Annotated in this window: 20 protein-coding genes; 6 read left to right on the top strand and 14 right to left on the bottom strand. The window is 68.2% G+C overall.

The window, feature by feature from the left end; all coding sequences use genetic code 11:
- Window positions 1–55 precede the first annotated feature (55 nt).
- From lptC to V3B41_RS06750, 3 genes are all read right to left on the bottom strand, one after another.
- On the bottom strand, window positions 56–631 hold the full coding sequence (gene lptC, locus V3B41_RS06760) for an LPS export ABC transporter periplasmic protein LptC (RefSeq protein WP_049427482.1): 576 nt from the start codon (window positions 629–631) through the stop codon (window positions 56–58).
- On the bottom strand, window positions 628–1,176 hold the full coding sequence (locus tag V3B41_RS06755; RefSeq protein ID WP_049427480.1) for an HAD hydrolase family protein: 549 nt from the start codon (window positions 1,174–1,176) through the stop codon (window positions 628–630). Before V3B41_RS06755 ends, lptC begins: the two co-directional genes overlap by 4 nt.
- A 66-nt stretch (window positions 1,177–1,242) precedes the next feature.
- Window positions 1,243–2,244: a KpsF/GutQ family sugar-phosphate isomerase gene (locus V3B41_RS06750; RefSeq protein ID WP_197633064.1), complete on the bottom strand. Its 1,002-nt coding sequence runs from the start codon at window positions 2,242–2,244 to the stop codon at window positions 1,243–1,245.
- A gap of 54 nt (window positions 2,245–2,298) precedes the next feature.
- Here V3B41_RS06750 and V3B41_RS06745 point away from each other — a divergent pair, with 54 nt between their 5' ends.
- Genes V3B41_RS06745 through V3B41_RS06735 form a run of 3 tightly spaced genes read left to right on the top strand, consistent with a single transcriptional unit; the run spans window position 2,299 to window position 4,136 of the window.
- Window positions 2,299–2,529 (top strand): BolA family protein, encoded by a 231-nt coding sequence (locus V3B41_RS06745; protein ID WP_005408396.1) that lies wholly within the window; start codon window positions 2,299–2,301, stop codon window positions 2,527–2,529.
- Window positions 2,530–2,550: 21 nt separating this feature from the next.
- On the top strand, window positions 2,551–3,822 hold the full coding sequence (murA, locus tag V3B41_RS06740; RefSeq protein ID WP_049427476.1) for a UDP-N-acetylglucosamine 1-carboxyvinyltransferase: 1,272 nt from the start codon (window positions 2,551–2,553) through the stop codon (window positions 3,820–3,822).
- A complete protein-coding gene (locus tag V3B41_RS06735) occupies window positions 3,819–4,136 on the top strand; it encodes a hypothetical protein (protein ID WP_049427475.1) in 318 nt (105 codons plus the stop codon). The genes murA and V3B41_RS06735 overlap by 4 nt, the downstream gene beginning before the upstream one ends.
- A 123-nt stretch (window positions 4,137–4,259) precedes the next feature.
- On the opposite strand, the gene V3B41_RS06730 is transcribed toward V3B41_RS06735, so the two are convergent.
- From V3B41_RS06730 to purM, 7 genes are all read right to left on the bottom strand, one after another.
- Window positions 4,260–4,943, bottom strand: a complete 684-nt coding sequence (locus V3B41_RS06730) for a DUF3108 domain-containing protein (RefSeq protein ID WP_049427472.1) — start codon at window positions 4,941–4,943, stop codon at window positions 4,260–4,262.
- Window positions 4,944–4,945: 2 nt separating this feature from the next.
- A complete protein-coding gene (locus V3B41_RS06725) occupies window positions 4,946–5,773 on the bottom strand; it encodes a DUF3108 domain-containing protein (protein ID WP_049427470.1) in 828 nt (275 codons plus the stop codon).
- Window positions 5,774–5,840: 67 nt separating this feature from the next.
- Window positions 5,841–6,500 carry a phosphoribosylglycinamide formyltransferase gene (gene purN, locus V3B41_RS06720; RefSeq protein ID WP_295546651.1) on the bottom strand — a complete coding sequence of 220 codons (660 nt, stop codon included), beginning with the start codon at window positions 6,498–6,500 and terminating at the stop codon, window positions 5,841–5,843.
- The gene (locus tag V3B41_RS06715; RefSeq protein ID WP_285310442.1) at window positions 6,497–7,159 is read right to left on the bottom strand and encodes a DUF2238 domain-containing protein; all 663 of its coding nucleotides are present in this window, start codon (window positions 7,157–7,159) and stop codon (window positions 6,497–6,499) included. Before V3B41_RS06715 ends, purN begins: the two co-directional genes overlap by 4 nt.
- A 40-nt stretch (window positions 7,160–7,199) precedes the next feature.
- On the bottom strand, window positions 7,200–7,622 hold the full coding sequence (locus V3B41_RS06710; protein ID WP_295546655.1) for a hypothetical protein: 423 nt from the start codon (window positions 7,620–7,622) through the stop codon (window positions 7,200–7,202).
- Window positions 7,619–8,107: a hypothetical protein gene (locus V3B41_RS06705; protein WP_295546658.1), complete on the bottom strand. Its 489-nt coding sequence runs from the start codon at window positions 8,105–8,107 to the stop codon at window positions 7,619–7,621. Before V3B41_RS06705 ends, V3B41_RS06710 begins: the two co-directional genes overlap by 4 nt.
- A 21-nt stretch (window positions 8,108–8,128) precedes the next feature.
- On the bottom strand, window positions 8,129–9,187 hold the full coding sequence (gene purM / locus V3B41_RS06700) for a phosphoribosylformylglycinamidine cyclo-ligase (protein ID WP_049427462.1): 1,059 nt from the start codon (window positions 9,185–9,187) through the stop codon (window positions 8,129–8,131).
- Window positions 9,188–9,286: 99 nt separating this feature from the next.
- Here purM and V3B41_RS06695 point away from each other — a divergent pair, with 99 nt between their 5' ends.
- Genes V3B41_RS06695 through hda form a run of 3 tightly spaced genes read left to right on the top strand, consistent with a single transcriptional unit; the run spans window position 9,287 to window position 12,299 of the window.
- A complete protein-coding gene (locus tag V3B41_RS06695) occupies window positions 9,287–10,426 on the top strand; it encodes a DUF2066 domain-containing protein (RefSeq protein ID WP_049427460.1) in 1,140 nt (379 codons plus the stop codon).
- Window positions 10,423–11,592 carry an AI-2E family transporter gene (locus tag V3B41_RS06690; RefSeq protein ID WP_295546662.1) on the top strand — a complete coding sequence of 390 codons (1,170 nt, stop codon included), beginning with the start codon at window positions 10,423–10,425 and terminating at the stop codon, window positions 11,590–11,592. The genes V3B41_RS06695 and V3B41_RS06690 overlap by 4 nt, the downstream gene beginning before the upstream one ends.
- Complete coding sequence (gene hda, locus V3B41_RS06685) at window positions 11,592–12,299, top strand: DnaA regulatory inactivator Hda (RefSeq protein ID WP_049427455.1); 708 nt, start codon at window positions 11,592–11,594, stop codon at window positions 12,297–12,299. Before V3B41_RS06690 ends, hda begins: the two co-directional genes overlap by 1 nt.
- Before the next feature lie 501 nt (window positions 12,300–12,800).
- On the opposite strand, the gene murU is transcribed toward hda, so the two are convergent.
- From murU to V3B41_RS06665, 4 genes are all read right to left on the bottom strand, one after another.
- Window positions 12,801–13,511, bottom strand: a complete 711-nt coding sequence (murU, locus tag V3B41_RS06680; protein WP_049429349.1) for an N-acetylmuramate alpha-1-phosphate uridylyltransferase MurU — start codon at window positions 13,509–13,511, stop codon at window positions 12,801–12,803.
- Window positions 13,508–14,533: a phosphotransferase gene (locus V3B41_RS06675; protein ID WP_197633073.1), complete on the bottom strand. Its 1,026-nt coding sequence runs from the start codon at window positions 14,531–14,533 to the stop codon at window positions 13,508–13,510. Before V3B41_RS06675 ends, murU begins: the two co-directional genes overlap by 4 nt.
- Before the next feature lie 64 nt (window positions 14,534–14,597).
- Window positions 14,598–14,867, bottom strand: a complete 270-nt coding sequence (locus V3B41_RS06670) for a GlsB/YeaQ/YmgE family stress response membrane protein (RefSeq protein ID WP_005415577.1) — start codon at window positions 14,865–14,867, stop codon at window positions 14,598–14,600.
- A 69-nt stretch (window positions 14,868–14,936) separates the two neighbouring features.
- Complete coding sequence (locus tag V3B41_RS06665) at window positions 14,937–16,430, bottom strand: M20 family metallopeptidase (protein WP_100443776.1); 1,494 nt, start codon at window positions 16,428–16,430, stop codon at window positions 14,937–14,939.
- Between the last annotated feature and the right edge of the window lie 124 nt (window positions 16,431–16,554).

The following is a 16,554-nucleotide window of genomic DNA, read 5'->3' as shown; positions in this document are numbered from 1 at the left end:
GGGTGGGGCTGCCGGCCCTGCGCCTGTCCGGAGACGTCGCGGGCTGGCGGCGGAATCAGCGTTTGGGCGTGTAGCGGCCCTTGGACTGGCTGAGGAAATGATACGTGTTGTTCTTCGAATCCACCTCAAAGCCGACGCCGGACTGTTCCATGCCCGGGCGGGTCATGGTGACCAGCGCATCGGTGCGGGCACGGTTCTCCTTCGGGAACACGTCCAGGTGGTCGGTGCGGAAGGTGGTCGGCACCACGCCCGGGCCCGCCGGGCTGTCGCCGGCGACATTGCCGCGCAGCTTCATCTCGTCGCCCTTGGCGCTGAGCCAGCCGGTCTCGGCACGCAGGGTCCAGTGCTTGCCATCCTTGTCCGGCATCTCGAACAGCGGGGTGGCGATGTTGATGGTCTGGTCGCCGCGCTGGCGTTCCAGCAGCGGTGCGCGCAGGGTGGTCGATTCCTTGCCGTGCTCATCCAGGGCGACAATCTGGAAGTCATGCAGGATGTAATCCACGCCGACCTCCTGGCCGGCACTGGCCGGGCCCTTGTCGCGGTTGCGCAGCGCCGCCCAGCTGCTGAGCAGTGCCGCCAGCAGCAGGCCGATGCCGAGCAGGGTGCGCCAGTTCAAGGTGGGCAGGTTCATGCGCCGAACCTCGCCAGCACCGCATCCACGCGGCCCTGAGCGGCCAGCAGGATGTCGCACAGCTCACGGGCTGCGCCACGGCCGCCATCGGCGCGGGTCTGCCAGTGCACGCGCTCGGCGATCCACGGGTGGGCGTTGGCCGGGGCCACGGCCAGGCCGACCGCACCCAGCGGCGCCAGGTCGGGCAGGTCATCGCCCATGAACGCCACCTGTTCCAGGCCGATGCCGTGCTGCGCACACAGCGCCTGCACGCTGGCCAGCTTGTCGCCCACGGCGATCTGGGTATCGATGCCGAGGTCGGCGCCGCGCTTGAGCGCGGACTGGCTGTTGCGCGCGGTGATCAGCACGGGATGGATGCCGTGCTGCTGCAGCAGTTTCAGGCCCAGGCCGTCCTGCACGAAGTACGCCTTGCTCTCGTTGCCGTCCTTGTCGTAGTACAGCCGACCGTCGGTGAGGGTGCCGTCCACGTCGAAGCAGGCCAGGCGGATCTGGGCCGCAGCGGCATGCAGGTGGGCGGGGAAGGCGGGCAGGGGGGACCAGGGCATCAGGGCGGCAGGCTCGTTGTGGGCGGGTGCGGCGTTACAGACTGAATGGGGTCTATGGACTGTCGGTTAAACCACCCGGGCCCGCAACAGGTCATGAATGTTCAGGGCGCCGACTGCGCGGCCCTGGCCATCAACCACGATCAGGCCATTGATTTTCTGGGTTTCCATCTGCCGGGCGGCCTCCACTGCCAGCTGGTCGGCGCCGATGGTGCGCGGGTTGCGGGTCATTACATCGGCGATCTTCGCGGTGCGCACGTCCAGCGCGCTGTCCAGCGCACGGCGCAGGTCGCCGTCGGTGAACAGGCCGATCAGCACGCCGTCGGCGTCGACCACGGCGGTCATGCCCAGCCGCTTGCGGCTCATCTCCATCAGCGCTTCGCTGAGGCTGGCGTCGGCGCCCACGCTGGGCAGGTCGTCGCCGGTGTGCATGACGTCGGTGATGTGCAGCAGCAGGCGGCGGCCGAGGCTGCCGGCCGGGTGAGAACGGGCGAAGTCATCGGCGGTGAAGCCACGTGCGTCGAGCAGGGCCACGGCCAGCGCATCGCCCATCGCCAGCGAGGCGGTGGTGCTGGAGGTGGGCGCCAGCGCCAGCGGGCAGGCCTCGGCCGGCACGCTCACGTCCAGGTGGACGTCGGCGGCGGTAGCCAGGCTGGACTGCGCACGGCCGGTCATGGAAATCAGTACGTTGCCCTGGCGCTTGAGCACCGGCAGCAGCATCAGCACCTCGTCCGATTCGCCCGAATAGGACAGGGCCAGCACCACGTCGTCCTCGGTGATCATGCCGAGATCGCCGTGGCCGGCTTCGCCGGGGTGCACGTAGAACGCCGGCGTTCCGGTAGAGGCCAGGGTAGCGGCGATCTTGCGGGCGATATGCCCGGACTTGCCCATGCCGGTGGCGACCACCCGGCCACGGCTGGCCAGGATCGCCTGGCAGGCCTGCTGGAAGGCCTCGCCGAGGCGGTCGGCCACCGCATCCAGCGCCTGCCGCTCGATCTCGAAGACGCGGCGGCCGCTGGCGACCAGGCCGGCAGGATCGACGGAACGGGGGGGCAACAGGGATTCGGCCATGCGGACGCCACGCAGCGGAAGTAGAATGGAGGCACATTTTATTAGGAAAGCCCGTTGGACGCCGACACCATCCGCAATCTGATCGAAACCGGCCTTCCCGGCGCCCGCGCCGACGTGCAGGGCGACGATGGCGTGCATTTCGAAGCGACCGTGGTCTGCGAGGCCTTCGCCGGCAAGATGCCGCTGGCCCGCCACCGCATGGTGTATGCCACCCTGGGCGACCTGATGGGCGGCGCGATCCACGCGCTGGCGCTGAAAACCGTGACCCCGGCCGAAGCCGGCTGAACCGCAGAAGATCCCGAATACATGGCCAAGATCGTTGTGACCGGCGGCGCTGCGCTGCACGGTGAAGTGAGCATCTCCGGCGCCAAGAACGCCGTCCTCCCCATTCTCTGCGCGACCCTGCTGGCCGATGAGCCGGTGGAGATCACCAACGTGCCGCACCTGCACGACGTGGTCACCACGGTGAAGCTGCTGGGCGAGCTGGGCGCCAAGGTCACCATCGACCAGGGCACGCTGTCGCGTGGCAGTGCGATCGTGGTCGATCCGCGCTCGGTGAACCAGCATGTTGCGCCGTACGAGCTGGTCAAGACCATGCGCGCCTCGATCCTGGTGCTGGGCCCGCTGCTGGCGCGCTTCGGCGCGGCGGAAGTGTCGCTGCCCGGCGGCTGCGCGATCGGTTCGCGCCCGGTTGACCAGCACATCAAGGGCCTGCAGGCGCTGGGCGCCGAGATCGTGGTCGAGAACGGCTTCATCAAGGCCACCGCCAAGCGCCTGAAGGGTGGCCACTTCACCTTCGACATGGTCAGCGTCACCGGCACCGAGAATGTGCTGATGGGCGCGGTGCTGGCTGAAGGCACCACCATCCTCGACAACTGCGCGATGGAACCGGAAGTGACCGATCTGGCGCACTGCCTGATCGCCCTTGGCGCGAAGATCGAAGGCCTGGGTACCGCCCGCCTGGTCATCGAAGGCGTCGAGCGCCTGTCCGGTGGCCGTCACGAAGTGCTGCCCGACCGCATCGAGACCGGCACCTTCCTGGTCGCTGCGGCGATGACCGGCGGCAAGGTCACGGTGAACCGTGCGCGCCCGAGCACCATGGATGCCGTGCTGTCCAAGCTGGTCGAGGCCGGTGCGAAGATCGACACCACCGACGACAGCATCACCCTGGACATGCAGGGCAAGCGGCCGAAGGCGGTCAACCTGACCACCGCTCCGTACCCGGCGTTCCCGACCGACATGCAGGCGCAGTTCATGGCACTCAACTGCGTGGCCGACGGTGTGGGCGTGATCAACGAAACGATCTTCGAGAACCGTTTCATGCACGTCAACGAACTGCTGCGCCTGGGCGCGGACATCCAGGTCGAAGGCCACACCGCCATCGTGCGTGGCAGCGAGCACCTGAGTGGCGCACCGGTGATGGCGACCGACCTGCGTGCGTCGGCGTCGCTGATCCTGGCCGGCCTGATGGCCAGCGGCGACACCACCATCGACCGCATCTACCACCTTGATCGTGGCTACGAGAACATCGAAGAGAAGCTGTCTTCGCTCGGCGCCACCATCCGGCGCGTGCCATGATCCTGCGCGGCAAGTTCAGCCCGCGCCGCAAGGCGCTGCTGGCCCTGGTGCTGATCGTGCTGGCGTGGCTGGGCTACGCCTGGTACGCCAACATCGCCATCACCCAGGGCATCGAGCAGAAGGACATGGACTGGAACGGCGACGGCACGGTCACGCGTGACGAGATCATCGAGTCGTTCTATGCGGTTGCGGTGAACGACAGCCAGGACGGCAACCGCCATTGCCGTACGTTTGTCTGGCGCAGCACCGGCGAGCAGATCCGCGTGGACTGCCGCACCGAGTTCACGCCGGCCGCGGCCGACGAAAAGAAGTAAGCAGAACGCCCGCGAAAGCGGGCGTTTTTTTACGGTAGATCCACGCCATGCGTGGATGAAGGCGCCGGGTCGCTGTCGGGGTCAGGAGCCCTTCCCGTTGGAAAGGGATCCGACCGCGGGCGCTCAGTTCATCGCCTTGATGGTCAGGTCCAGCGCATCGCGGCCGCTCTCACGCTGCAGCATCCGCGCCGGCACCGGGAAGTCCGGTACGATCCAGGCGATCAGCTCCTTGTTGCCATCGGCACGCGAGACCTTCGTGGCCTCGTAGCTCTTGCCGCCCACGGTGATCGACTCTTTGCCGATCACGCGGTAGGTCATGTTCTTGATCCGGCCCTCGTCCACCATGCGGTAGGTCAGCGGCTTGCCGGCCGCCAGGTCACGGGCGATCGCCAGGTTGATCAGCAGCGCATCCATGTCACCGGACTTCAGAGCAATCGGTCCGGCGCGGTCCGGCTTGATGTCGCCGGTCCAGGTGGCCTGGTTGCTGCTCCAGTTGTAGGTGGCCTGCACGTTGCGCTTCTTCACCAGCAGGGCCGAACGGTCCTGGCTGCTGAGCGGGCGCAGCTGGCCGCGCACTTCCTCGAACACGGTGCTCTGGCTGAGGTCGGCCAGCTGGTTCTTCACCTGCAGGCTGTAGCGCCACTTGTTGGCGCCTTCGCTGGACAGGGTCATGGTGCCGTTGGCCTGCATGCCCATGTAGCTGGCCAGGTAGTCGGCCTTGAACGGCTCCAGCGCCATGGCCGGCAGGCTGGCCACAGTCAGGGCAGCGGCTGCGATCCAGGTGAGGGGGCGGGTCAGGGTGTTCATGCTCAGACTCCTTGGTATTCGATCAGGCGCAGGTCGACGCGGTCTTCGCCGTCTTCGCGTTGCAGGATGCGCACCGGGGTGGGGACACCGTTGGCGATCCAGAGGATGGTTTCGTTGTTGCCGCCGTTGGTCCGGTAGACCCGCAGCGCGTTGTAGGACAGGTCGCCGACCTCGACGTTCTCGGTCTGCGGCGCGGCCTGGTAATCGTGCTGGCGGACCTTGCCCATGTCCACGTAGCGGTAATGCATGGCGGCGCCCGGGCGGGCGTCGCGCATGATCGCCAGGTTGATCAGCAGTGCGCTCTGGTCGCCCGGCTGCAGCGGGATCGGCTGCGCACGTTCCTTCTTGACGTCACCGGTCCACTGCGCGGTACCGGCCTGCCAGTTGTAGGTGCCCACGGCCTTCTTGCCGAGGAACAGGCCCTTGCGCACCGTGCTCTGGCTGAGCGGTGCGTAGACGCCACTGCGCTCTTCGAACACCGTGCTCTGCTCGATGTTCAGGCCGAGCACGCTGGCAAAGCCGCGGCGGCCGACCACCTGCATGTCCACCCGCCACTGGCTGCCGCCGGTGTGGGTGACCTGCATGCTGGCATCACCTGCTTCCTTGCCCTTGTAGAAGGCCTGGTAGGTGGCGGTGAACGGCTGCAGCGGCGGCGGCTCCCAGGCCAGTGCCGGCAACAGCGGCACGCTGGGCTCGTTCGGTGGCAGCGCAGTGGGTGCGGGTGGCGGTGCCGGTGAAGCAGCAGGCGGCTGCGCCTGGCCCCAGCCCACGCCGGGAAGCACGGCAAGCGACAACAGCAGTGAAGTGGACAGCAGCGTCGTGGTCTTCATGGGGGACAGGGGCCGCAGGAGGGGGCAGGATGCCAGCCCCGCAGTCAGCGGGGCGTGTGCAAGGGCGTTACTGGTTCAGGTTTCCGGCGGAATCTAGGGCCAGGGGGCTAAACAGGGGGTGACCGTCCAGCCAGGGCTGGCCCTCCCGTTCAGTCAGGCGACCCGCGCACAGCAGCTGCAGCGTAGCGATCAGCAGCGGGTGCTCCACCGCCAGTACCCGCTCGGCCAGGCTGCGCGCGTCGTCGCCCGGCAGCACGGGAACCCGTGCCTGCGCCAGTACGGCTCCGGCATCCAGCTCCGGCACTACCAGGTGCACGCTGGCACCGTGCTCGGCATCGCCGGCCTGCAGCGCCCGCGCGTGGGTGTCCAGGCCCTTGTGCAGCGGCAGCAGCGACGGGTGGATGTTGACCAGGTGGCCCGCGAAGCGCTGCACGAAGGCCGGACCCAGGATACGCATGTAGCCGGCGCAGACGATCCAGTCCGGCTGTACTGCTGCCAGCGCATTGCCCAGTGCCTGCTCGTAGGCGGCGCGGTCGCTGAACGCCTTCGGCGCATGCGCCCAGCGCAGGGCCGGTGCGACGCGCTGTAGTGATTCTGCAGCGGGGCGGTCGGAGAACACGCCGACCACCTTGGCCGGCAGGCGGCCGCTGCCGATCGCGTCGAGGATGGCCTGCAGGTTGCTGCCGCGGCCCGAGGCGAGCACGGCGATGCGGGTTGGGGCGGTCATTGCAGGGAACTCCGGCGGATCAGTGGCCAGGTCAACAGGCTGCCGACGGTCGCCATCAGCATGTCGGCATGCGCATCCCACAGGTCACCCTGCTGGCCGTTGTAGGCCTCGGCGGCATCCGGAGACAGCGCCAGCGCGATGGCCCATTCGAACCATTCGTAGACCAGGCTGGCGCACATCACCGTCATCACCGCCAGGGTGAAGGCCTGGCCCAGCCGCAGTGCTGGCCACGCGTGGCGCGCCAGCTGCAGCAGCGCGGGGGTGAAGCAGACACCGAACAGGAAGTGGATGAGGCGGTCGAAGTGATTGCGCTGCCAGCCGAACGCCGCATTGGGTGACCAGCCGGTCAGCGCCTGCGCCCAGGCGTCGTAGGGCACGTTGGAATACAGCCAGCGCGCCGCCACGCAGTGCAGGGCGATGAAGCCGCAGATGGCGATGAAAGCGCCATCGCCCAGCCAGCCACCGCGACGGTCGACCCATAGCAGGGCGACCAGCCCGACCACGGTCAACGTGCTGTGCAGGGCCTGCTCGGTGGGCCACAGCGGGTGGATCCAGCTGATCGCGAAGACCGCCAGTACGGCGGCGAAGGCCAGCTTCTTCGGGCCCGAGAAGCGGTGGCGGGTGGGTGAGACGGTCGTTGAGAAGGCGGGCGAGGACATGTCGGGTCGATCAGGGAAGGGCGGCTGTCTGCCCACGGGCTCAGACACTGAGATGGTCGCCGCGGTCGAACAGCGCAGCCATCTCCGGCTTGCACAGGAACACCCAGGCATAGGCGGTCAACGCCATGCCCAGTGGGCCAGCCAGCACAGCCAGCCACGCCGCGCGCTGGCACCAGGCCAGGCCCGTGCGGCGTGAAAGCAGGCGCGCGGTATGCAGCTGCACGAAGCCCAGCAACGCAGCCAGCAGGGCGATCGAGGCATAGACTGTGGTCAGCAGCCAGGCATCGTCCAGCCCGCGTGAGTGGGCCACCCATCCACTGAGGCCAAGGAACGCCACTGCGGCGACCCAGTGGAAACCGGCCAGGGCGTAGAACAGCACGCTCAGTGTCTGCAGATGGCTGACCCGCTGCAGCTGCGCCAGGGTCCGATGCGGCAGTGGCGGTGGATTGCTTGAGGCGGTCATGCGGTCGTGGTGGGAGCGTCGAAGGCAGCCTTGACCTGCGGACGCAGCAGAGTGATCAGGCTGAACACCCCCAGCACCGTGCCGACCGGCGTGAACAGGCAGGCCAGGCCAGCCGCGATCAGGCACAGCAGATGGCGGCGACGGCGGGCCAGGCAGCGGCCGGCATAGGCCACGAACGCGCCCAGCGCGATGCCGCCGAACACGACGCCGCAGCCGAGAACAGTGAACACCCAGCCCATCAGGCGCTGTTCCTCCGGCGAGGAGGGCTCGCCGCCGGACTTCATCGGCAGGCTGCCGGTCAACGCAGCGATGCCGATCACGATGTGCAGGATGAAGATCAGCGAGAACAGCACGATCAGGCCACCGACCACGTAGTGTGCGATGACCAGCATGCGCAGGTGGTCGGCATCCTGCGCGCTGAACGGCGGTACCGTCACCAGCGGCGGCGGCACGGGGGCGGGCGACAAGGGGGGCGATGCGTCCATGCGGGCTCCTGGTTGCCGGGCTCAGCCGATGTGGACGCGCTCGGCGCCTTCGGCGGTGACCACCTGGCCGATGGTCCAGTGCTCCAGGCCCTGCGCCTTGACCGCCTCGGACACCGCAGCCACCTGGTCCGGCGCGACGATCAGCACGAAGCCGATGCCGCAGTTGAAGGTGCGCCACATCTCGCTGTCGGCCACCGCGCCCTCCTTCTGCAGCCACTGGAACACCGGCGGCAGGGTCCAGGACGACGCCTGGATGTCCAGGCCGAGGCCGTCGGGCACCACGCGGATGATGTTCTCGGTCAGGCCGCCACCGGTGATGTGGGCCATGCCATGGATGGCCTCGCCATGCGACTTCAGCAGCGACAGGATCGGCTTGACGTACAGGCGGGTTGGTGCCATCAGCGCATCGACCAGCTTCACGCCGCCTTCCAGCTCCAGATCGGCCGGGCGGCCGGCGCGGTCGTAGATGCGGCGGACCAGCGAGTAGCCGTTGGAGTGCGGGCCGGAGGAGGCGATGCCGATGAGCACGTCGCCAGCGGCCACGCTGGCGCCGTCCTTCAGCTCGCTCTTCTCTACCGCAGCGACCGTGAAGCCGGCCAGGTCGTACTCGCCCGGGGCATACATGTCGGGCATTTCAGCCGTTTCGCCGCCGATCAGCGCGCAGCCGGCCTCGGTGCAGCCGTTGGCGATGCCGCCCACGACCGCCGCCGCGGTGTCGATGTCCAGCTTGCCGGTGGCGAAGTAGTCCAAGAAGAACAGCGGCTCGGCACCCTGCACCAGCACGTCGTTTACGCACATGGCGACCAGGTCGATGCCGATCGTATCGTGGCGGTTCAGCTGGTGGGCCAGCTTCAGCTTGGTGCCCACGCCGTCGGTGCCCGACACCAGTACCGGTTCGCGGTACTTGTTGGACAGGTCGAACAGGGCGCCGAAGCCACCCAGGCCGCCCATCACTTCCGGGCGGAAGCTGCGCTTGACCAGGGGCTTGATCCGCTCGACCAGTTCGTTGCCGGCGTCGATGTCGACACCCGCGTCACGGTAGGTGAGGGGGGAGGGGGCGGAAGACGGGGTGTTGGTCACGGGCGTCGGCGCTGGCAGGGGTTGAACGGGCGATTTTAACAGGCCGCATTGGCGCAAAGGCCGTATTCGGGCAACAATTCCCCCGGATACGTCGAGCCAATGGATGTCCTGATGCGCCGCAGCCTGATTCTGACCCTGCTCCTTGCGCTGAGCCTGCCGGTGGCCACGATGGCCCAGAGCGGCCTTCGCACCGAGGGTGATGTCGCCACCGCCAGTGGCGCGTACGAGGCCGAAGTGCCCGTCAACAGCCAAGCCGAGGCCGATCGCAACGGCGCCCTGGCCCGCGCCCTGAGCGTGGTACTGGGCAAGCTGTCCGGCGACCGCAGCGTGATGTCCCGCCCTGGCGTGGTGCAGGCGCTGCGCAACGCCAAGGACTACGTGGCCAGCTACGACTACAAGCAGGACCAGAGCGTGAGCGCCAACGGCGCCCCCAGCTTCCGTACCCTGCTGGTGGCCCGCTTCCGCGAGGACGACGTGGATTCGCTGGTGTCGGCGCTGGGCCTGCCACTGTGGCCGCAGCCGCGACCGAAGCCGGTGCTGTGGCTGGCCGTCGACGATGGCAGCGGCCCGCGCCTGGTCAGCGTGCAGCAGGCCAACGCCGCTCGGCCGTTGCTGAACCGCGCCATCGAGCGTGGCTACAAGCTGGGGCTGCCCACTGGGGGGGCTGCCGAACAGGCGCTGGCCGGGGCCATCTGGCGCCAGGACAGTGCCGCCGTGGCCCGTGCCTCCTCGCGCTACTCGCCGCCGATGCAGCTGATCGGCAAGCTGTACCGGGCCAATGGCGGCTGGCAGGCGGATTGGGTGTTCGTCGACAACGGCCGCGAACTGAACAAGTGGACCAGCAAGGACGCCAACGCCATGCGTGCGATGGCCGCCGGTGCCGACGGCGCCGCCGATGCGCTGGTCAAGCGCTATGCCAAGGCGGGCGCCGCCGTCGGCCAGGCCGGGACCTACCGCGTGGTGGTCACCGGCATCAACAGTGCCGACGACTACCTGCGGCTGGCTGCCGGCCTGCGCGAGGTACCGGTGGTGCGCAACGTCACCCCGCTGCACGCTTCGGCCGGCCAGCTGGAGCTGAGCCTGGAGATGACCACCGGCCTGGCAGGCTTCAACCGCATGCTGGGCGACAACGGCGTACTGGTGCCGAGCGCACCGCTGCCTGCCCTGCCGACGCCAATCGATGACACCACCGGGGCTCCGGTGGCCCCGCCGGTCAGCAACGAGTACCGCCTGCGATGACTCTGACCCCGGAAGCGGAAATCGCGCAGTTCCTGCGTCGCCTGAAGTACATCCTGTTCGCCGGCCTGATCGGCTGGGTGGTATGGCTGCTGGCGCCGATCCTGACCCCGTTCGTGCTGGCGCTGGCGCTGGCCTGGCTGGGTGACCCGCTGGTGGACCACATCGAGGCCACCGGCCGCTCGCGCATGACCGGCGTGGTGCTGGTGTTCGCGGCGATGGTGCTGGTGATCGTGGCGCTGCTGCTGGTGCTGGTGCCGATGATCGAGCGCCAGATCACCACCCTGATCGCGGTCGCGCCGCAGGCACAGGCGTGGCTGATGGAAAAGGGCATTCCCTGGTTCGAGCAGAAGACCGGCCTGGAAGTGATGCAGTGGCTGGACCCGGACCGCCTGATCGAATGGGTGCGCAGCCACTGGCAGCAGGCCGGCGGCTTCGCCACTACGTTCATGGGCTACGTCTCGCGCTCGGGCTTTGCGATGGTGACCTGGGTGGTCAACATCCTGCTGCTGCCGATCCTGGCGTTCTACTTCCTGCGCGACTGGGACAAGCTGGTCGAGCGGGTCGCGTCGGTGATTCCGCGCAACCAGATCGGCACCATCAGCGCGCTGGCGCGTGAATCCAACGAGGTGCTGGGCGCGTTCATCCGCGGCCAGTTCCTGGTGATGCTGGCGCTGGGCGTGATCTATGCCGGTGGCCTGTCGCTGGTTGGCCTGAAGCTGGGCCTGCTGATCGGCCTGATTGCCGGCCTGATCAGCTTCATCCCTTACCTGGGCGCGACCACCGGCATCCTGATGGCGATCATCGCCGCACTGGTGCAGGCGCAGGGCTTTGACCTGAAGCTGCTGATCCTGGTCGGCGTGGTGTTCACCGTGGGCCAGCTGCTGGAAAGCTACGTACTGACCCCGCGCATCGTCGGCGACAAGATCGGCCTGCACCCGGTGGCGGTGATCTTCGCGGTGATGGCTGGTGGCCAGCTGTTCGGCTTCCTCGGCATGCTGCTGGCGCTGCCGGTGGCGGCGGTGACCAACGTGCTGCTGCGCTATGCGCACCAGCGTTATCGCCAGAGCGAGCTGTACGTGGGCGAGAAGCCTTCGATCGTGCTTGATGGCGTGGTCGATGCCCCCCATATCATCATTCCGAACGACAAGGGCCCCGACCTGAAGTGATGGGTGTGCCGCAACTGCCGCTGGCCCTGCATTACCCGCGGGACCAGCGCCTCGAGACCTTCATCGGCGCGCCGGATGGCGCGCTGGCGCAGCTGCGCGCGATCGCGGTGGGTGCCAGCCACGACTGGGTCTACCTGGAAGGTGCGGCGGGCACGGGCAAGACCCACCAGGCGCTGGCGATGTGTTCCAGCGCCGAGCAGGCCGGGCGCCTGCCGACCTACGTGCCGCTGGCCAGTGCGGCCGGCCGCGTGCGTGCGGCGCTGGATGGGCTGGAGGTGCGCGAGCTGGTGGCGCTGGATGGCCTGGATGAGGTTGCCGGCCATCGCGAGGACGAGATTGCGCTGTTCGATTTCCACAACCGCGCACGCGCCGCGGGGGTGACCGTGTTGTACACGGCGCAGAAGGCGCCGGAAGAACTGGGCCTGTTGCTGCCGGACCTGCGTTCGCGGCTGGGCCAGTGCGTGCGCGTGCTGTTGCAGCCGCTGGACGAAGAGGGCCGTGCGGCGGTGCTGCGCGAGCGTGCGCTGCGCCGTGGGCTGGCGATCGACGAGGCGGCCATCGAGTGGCTGTTGTCGCACACCGGGCGCGAGCTGGGTGGGTTGATCACGCTGCTGGACTGGCTGGACCGCGAGTCGCTGGCGGCGAAGCGGCGGATCACCGTGCCGTTCCTGCGCCAGGTGCTGGAAGAAGGCCGGCCTCGTTACTGAGGGTGGGGTTTGTTTGCAGGGCTGCGCCCTGCACCCGCCGAAGCCGAAGCCGAGGCAACGTCAACGTCAAAGGCTGGCTTCCTGAGGGGAGGCGGGGGGGGGGGGGGGGGGGGGGGGGGGGGGGGGGGGGGGGGGGGCGGGGGGGGGGCGCCCCCGCCCCCCCCCCCCCTCCCCCCCCCCCCCCCCCCCCCCCGCCCCCCCCCCCCCCCCCCCCCCCCCCCACCCCGCCTTCGACAGGTTCCCGCAGCTGTTGGTGGGTGTCGACCTTGGTCGACACCTGAGCAAGCGCAGCGAAGCGACCCGCTTCTGCTTTTCTTTCTTTCTTCCGTGGCTGGACGCCCACGGAAACTGTCAGAGGCCGGGCGGGGTGGGTTCGCGGGGGTGTCCGCGGCATGGATGCCGCGGCCAAGCCCCCAGGGACGGGTTCACGGCGTCCCCCGCGGGCCCACCCCGCCCGGCCAAGCAAGGCTTCTGCTCTCAAAACGTCCAGCCACGAGGGGCTCAGCCGTTCGCCGCCAACTCAACATCCAGCGCGCGCAGGCGATCCACGGTACCCACATCGGTCCAACGCCCGCGATGGTGCTGCCCCGTCATCAACCCCTGCGCCATGAAATGCTTCTGCAGCGGCACCACCGAGAACTTCGGCGGCACCCGCTCGCTGCCCGGCGCATCACCGATCACCGCGCGCCAATCGGCCACGACGGAAGGGCGATAGACGCCGATGCCGGCATAAGTCAGGCACGGGCCCTCGCGGTCGTGATGCAGCACGCCTTGCGAGTCCAGCCGGTAGTCGCCGTCGGGGTGCTGCACCGGATTGTCGACCAGCACCAGGTGCGCCTGGCCCTGCGGCTCTCGTGGCAGCGTGGCGAAATCGAAATCAGTCCAGATGTCGCCGTTCACCACCAGGAACGGGGCGTCGCCCAGCACCGGCAGTGCGTTGAGGATGCCGCCGCCGGTTTCCAGCGGGGTCTCGCCTTCGTGCACGAAGTGCAACTGCAGGCCCCACTGGCTGCCATCGCCCAGCGTGGTCGGGAACTGCTCGGCCAGCCACGCGGTATTGACCACCACCTCGCGCACGCCGAGTGCGGCGAGGCGTTCCAGGTGCCAGGCGATCAGCGGCTTTCCGGCCACTTCCAGCAACGGCTTGGGCGTGTGCAGGGTCAGCGGGCGCATGCGCTCGCCGAGGCCGGCAGCAAAGACAAGTGCTTTCATCGGGCCACGCGCATCGGTGCGGCCAGCTCGGCCAGCGCCGGCTTGATGCGGTCTTCCAGCAACTGCTGCAGCGGCGCCAGTTCGCGATAGCGTGGCAGCACTTCATCCAGATAGGTGATGAAGCGCGGCGCGTCGTCGAGGTAATGGCCCTTGTTGTCGCGGTAGCGCAGGCGGCAGAACAGGCCGAGGATCTTCACGTGGCGCTGGATGCCCATCCAGTCGGCATCGCGCAGGAAGGTGGCGCGGTCGGGCACCGGCAGGCCGGCACCGCACGCACGCTCGTGGTACTGCGCCAGCCACTCGTCCACGCGCTGCAGCGGCCAGCTCAGGAAGGCGTCCTTGAAAAGGCTTACCGCGTCGTAGGCGATCGGACCGCGCACCAGGTCCTGGAAGTCCAGTACCGCTGGGCCGTCGTCGACTGGCATCAGGTTGCGCGGCATGTAGTCGCGGTGGGTCATCAGCTGGGCCTGGCCCAGCGCGTTGTCCATCAGGCGGCGGTGCACCAGCTGCAGCCCTTCAATCTCGCCGCAGTCCAGTTCCAGGTTCAGGTGGCGCTGCAGGAACCATTCGTCGAACAGGCCGGCATCGCGCTGCAGCAGCGCTTCGCCGAACTGGCCGAAGTCGGCCGGCACCGGGATCGCCTGCAGGCGCAGCAGCTGTTCGATCGAACGGTCGAACCATTCATCGGCATTGCGCTCGTCGAGGATCTTCGCCAGGGTCGGGCCGCCGAGGTCTTCCAGCAGCAGGAAGCCGGCCTCCAGATCCTGGGCGAGCAGCATGGGCACGCGCAGGCCGTTGTCGTGCAGCAGGCCGCGCATGCGCAGCCACGGCCGCGGATCTTCCAGCCCCGGCGGGGCGTCCATCACGATGTGGCTGCCGCGCGTGCTGGTGGTGCGCCAGTAGCTGCGCATGCCGGCATCGACCGAGGCGCGTTCGACCACTGCATTGGCATCTTCGAGCTGGGTACGGGCCCACTGCAGGCGCTGCGCGCTGCGCTGGGGATCGGAGGCGGGTTCGGTCATGCAGGCATATCCGGGCGCGCCGGGCGCGCCAACGTCGGGAACAGGAAGGGAAGGGGATGCGGGCTCAGCGGCGGCCGCTGAACAGGCGCAGGACGGCCAGCACGGCCACCGCGCCCACCACCGCACCGAGGAAACCGGCCGGTTCGCCGGGGGCGTACCAGCCCATGTACTGGCCGAACCAACCGGCCAGCAGCGCGCCAAGGATGCCCAGCACGATGGTCAACAGGCAGCCCATGCGGTTGTTGCCGGGCATGAAGAAGCGCCCGAGCAGGCCGACGAAGAAGCCCACCAGCAGGATGTACAGCCAGCTGCTGCTGCCGAACAGACCATTCATGCGCGCGGATTCCGCTTGAGTGTGGACGCAGCCTAGCAAGGCCAGGCTGCGTCCGTCACGGGTGCCGGATCAGCAGCAGCCGTGGTCGCCGTGGCGGGTGCCGCTATCGGCGGCCACCGGCGAACCGCTGGTCTCGCCGCGCAGGCTGGCGGCGTAATGCTCGCTGATCACCTTGGATACGCAGGCGGTGACCTTCTTGCCCATCGGGATGTGCAGGAATTCGTTCGGGCCGTGCGCGTTGGAGTGCGGGCCGAGCACGCCGGTGATCATGAACTGCGCACCCGGGAACTTCTCGCCGAGCATGCCCATGAACGGGATCGAGCCGCCCTCGCCCATGTACATCGCCGGCTTGCCGAAGAAGGCCTGGCTGGCGTCGTCGATGGCCTGGGTCAGCCACGGCGCCATGGCCGGGGCGTTCCAGCCGGTGGAGGCCTTTTCAAGGTCCAGGGTGACCTGTGCGCCGTTCGGCGGGTCGCGCAGCAGCGCTTCCTTCAGCAGCTCGCCGCAGGTCTTGCCATCGGCGGTCGGCGGCAGGCGCAGCGACAGCTTCACCGAGGTCTGCGGGCGCAGCACGTTGCCGGCCGATTCCAGCGGCGGCATGCCGCCGACGCCGGTGACCGACAGCGCCGGGCGCCAGGTGCGGTTGAGCACCAGCTCGGTCAGGTCCTCGTTCATCGGGCGCAGGCCGTCGACCATCGGGAACTTCTCGAAGATCTCGGTATCGACCACTTCGGCGGCACGCTTGGCCTGCTCCTGGCGCTCGGCCGGGATCTCGACGTTCATGCCCTCGATCAGGATACGGCCGGTGTCCTGGTCCTCGATGCGCGAAAGGATCTGGCGCAGCAGGCGGAAGCTGGATGGGATCACGCCGGAGGCATCGCCGGAATGCACGCCTTCGTTGAGCACCTTCACGGTGAAATTGCCGCCGGTCAGGCCGCGCAGCGAGGTGGTGCACCACAGCTGGTCGTAGTTGGCACAGCCCGAATCCAGGCAGACCACCAGCGAGGGCTTGCCGATGCGGTCGGCCAGGTGGTCGACGTAGGCCGGCAGATCGTAGCTGCCCGATTCTTCGCAGGCTTCGATCAGCACCACGCAACGCGCGTGCGGCAGGCCCTGGGCCTGCAGCGCCAGCACGGCGGCCAGCGAGCCGAAGATGGCGTAGCCGTCATCGGCGCCACCGCGGCCGTACAGCTTGTCACCGCGCAGCACCGGGGTCCACGGGCCGAGGTCGTCGTCCCAGCCGGTCATTTCCGGCTGCTTGTCCAGGTGGCCATAGAGCAGGATGGTGTCGTCGCCGGTTTCGGCGCCGGTGGCCGGAATTTCCAGGAAGATCAGCGGGGTACGGCCTTCCAGGCGCACCACTTCAACCTTCAGGCCCGGCAGCTGCTGGGCCTTGGCCCAGTTCTCCATCAGGGTGACTGCCTGTTCCATGTAGCCGTTCTGCACCCAATTGGCGTCGAACATCGGCGACTTGTTGGGAATGCGGATGTAGTCGACCAACTGCGGGACGATCTCGCTGTCCCACTTGTCATTGACGAATTGGCCGAGCTTGGCGCTGTCCATCTGAAACTCCGGTTGCATGGGCTGTGATCGCGCCATTCTACGCCTGTGCCGGGGTAGGGTTTTTCCTACATCACGTCGGGTATTTGGCTGGCTTACGGAAATACGGGAAACCGATAGGCTGTGC

Origin of the sequence: Stenotrophomonas sp. SMYL89, from assembly GCF_036319985.1 — a bacterium.
GTDB classification, from domain to species: Bacteria; Pseudomonadota; Gammaproteobacteria; order Xanthomonadales; family Xanthomonadaceae; genus Stenotrophomonas; species Stenotrophomonas maltophilia_Q.
The sequence above is the reverse complement of the archived record's forward strand: the minus strand, read 5'-3'. Positions and strand labels throughout refer to the sequence as shown.

Bases quoted from the DNA above. Each gene is read 5' to 3' on its own strand.
- V3B41_RS06725 (WP_049427470.1), bottom strand. From the start codon at position 5,773: ATGAAGACCACGACGCTGCTGTCCACTTCACTGCTGTTGTCGCTTGCC.
- V3B41_RS06730 (WP_049427472.1), bottom strand. From the start codon at position 4,943: ATGAACACCCTGACCCGCCCCCTCACCTGGATCGCAGCCGCTGCCCTG.
- V3B41_RS06695 (WP_049427460.1), top strand. From the start codon at position 9,287: ATGGATGTCCTGATGCGCCGCAGCCTGATTCTGACCCTGCTCCTTGCG.
- V3B41_RS06675 (WP_197633073.1), bottom strand. From the start codon at position 14,533: ATGACCGAACCCGCCTCCGATCCCCAGCGCAGCGCGCAGCGCCTGCAG.
- V3B41_RS06705 (WP_295546658.1), bottom strand. From the start codon at position 8,107: ATGGACGCATCGCCCCCCTTGTCGCCCGCCCCCGTGCCGCCGCCGCTG.
- V3B41_RS06665 (WP_100443776.1), bottom strand. From the start codon at position 16,430: ATGGACAGCGCCAAGCTCGGCCAATTCGTCAATGACAAGTGGGACAGC.
- murA (WP_049427476.1), top strand. From the start codon at position 2,551: ATGGCCAAGATCGTTGTGACCGGCGGCGCTGCGCTGCACGGTGAAGTG.
- V3B41_RS06690 (WP_295546662.1), top strand. From the start codon at position 10,423: ATGACTCTGACCCCGGAAGCGGAAATCGCGCAGTTCCTGCGTCGCCTG.
- V3B41_RS06670 (WP_005415577.1), bottom strand. From the start codon at position 14,867: ATGAATGGTCTGTTCGGCAGCAGCAGCTGGCTGTACATCCTGCTGGTG.
- V3B41_RS06710 (WP_295546655.1), bottom strand. From the start codon at position 7,622: ATGACCGCCTCAAGCAATCCACCGCCACTGCCGCATCGGACCCTGGCG.
- lptC (WP_049427482.1), bottom strand. From the start codon at position 631: ATGAACCTGCCCACCTTGAACTGGCGCACCCTGCTCGGCATCGGCCTG.
- V3B41_RS06755 (WP_049427480.1), bottom strand. From the start codon at position 1,176: ATGCCCTGGTCCCCCCTGCCCGCCTTCCCCGCCCACCTGCATGCCGCT.
- hda (WP_049427455.1), top strand. From the start codon at position 11,592: ATGGGTGTGCCGCAACTGCCGCTGGCCCTGCATTACCCGCGGGACCAG.
- murU (WP_049429349.1), bottom strand. From the start codon at position 13,511: ATGAAAGCACTTGTCTTTGCTGCCGGCCTCGGCGAGCGCATGCGCCCG.
- V3B41_RS06715 (WP_285310442.1), bottom strand. From the start codon at position 7,159: ATGTCCTCGCCCGCCTTCTCAACGACCGTCTCACCCACCCGCCACCGC.
- V3B41_RS06750 (WP_197633064.1), bottom strand. From the start codon at position 2,244: ATGGCCGAATCCCTGTTGCCCCCCCGTTCCGTCGATCCTGCCGGCCTG.
- purN (WP_295546651.1), bottom strand. From the start codon at position 6,500: ATGACCGCCCCAACCCGCATCGCCGTGCTCGCCTCGGGCCGCGGCAGC.
- V3B41_RS06735 (WP_049427475.1), top strand. From the start codon at position 3,819: ATGATCCTGCGCGGCAAGTTCAGCCCGCGCCGCAAGGCGCTGCTGGCC.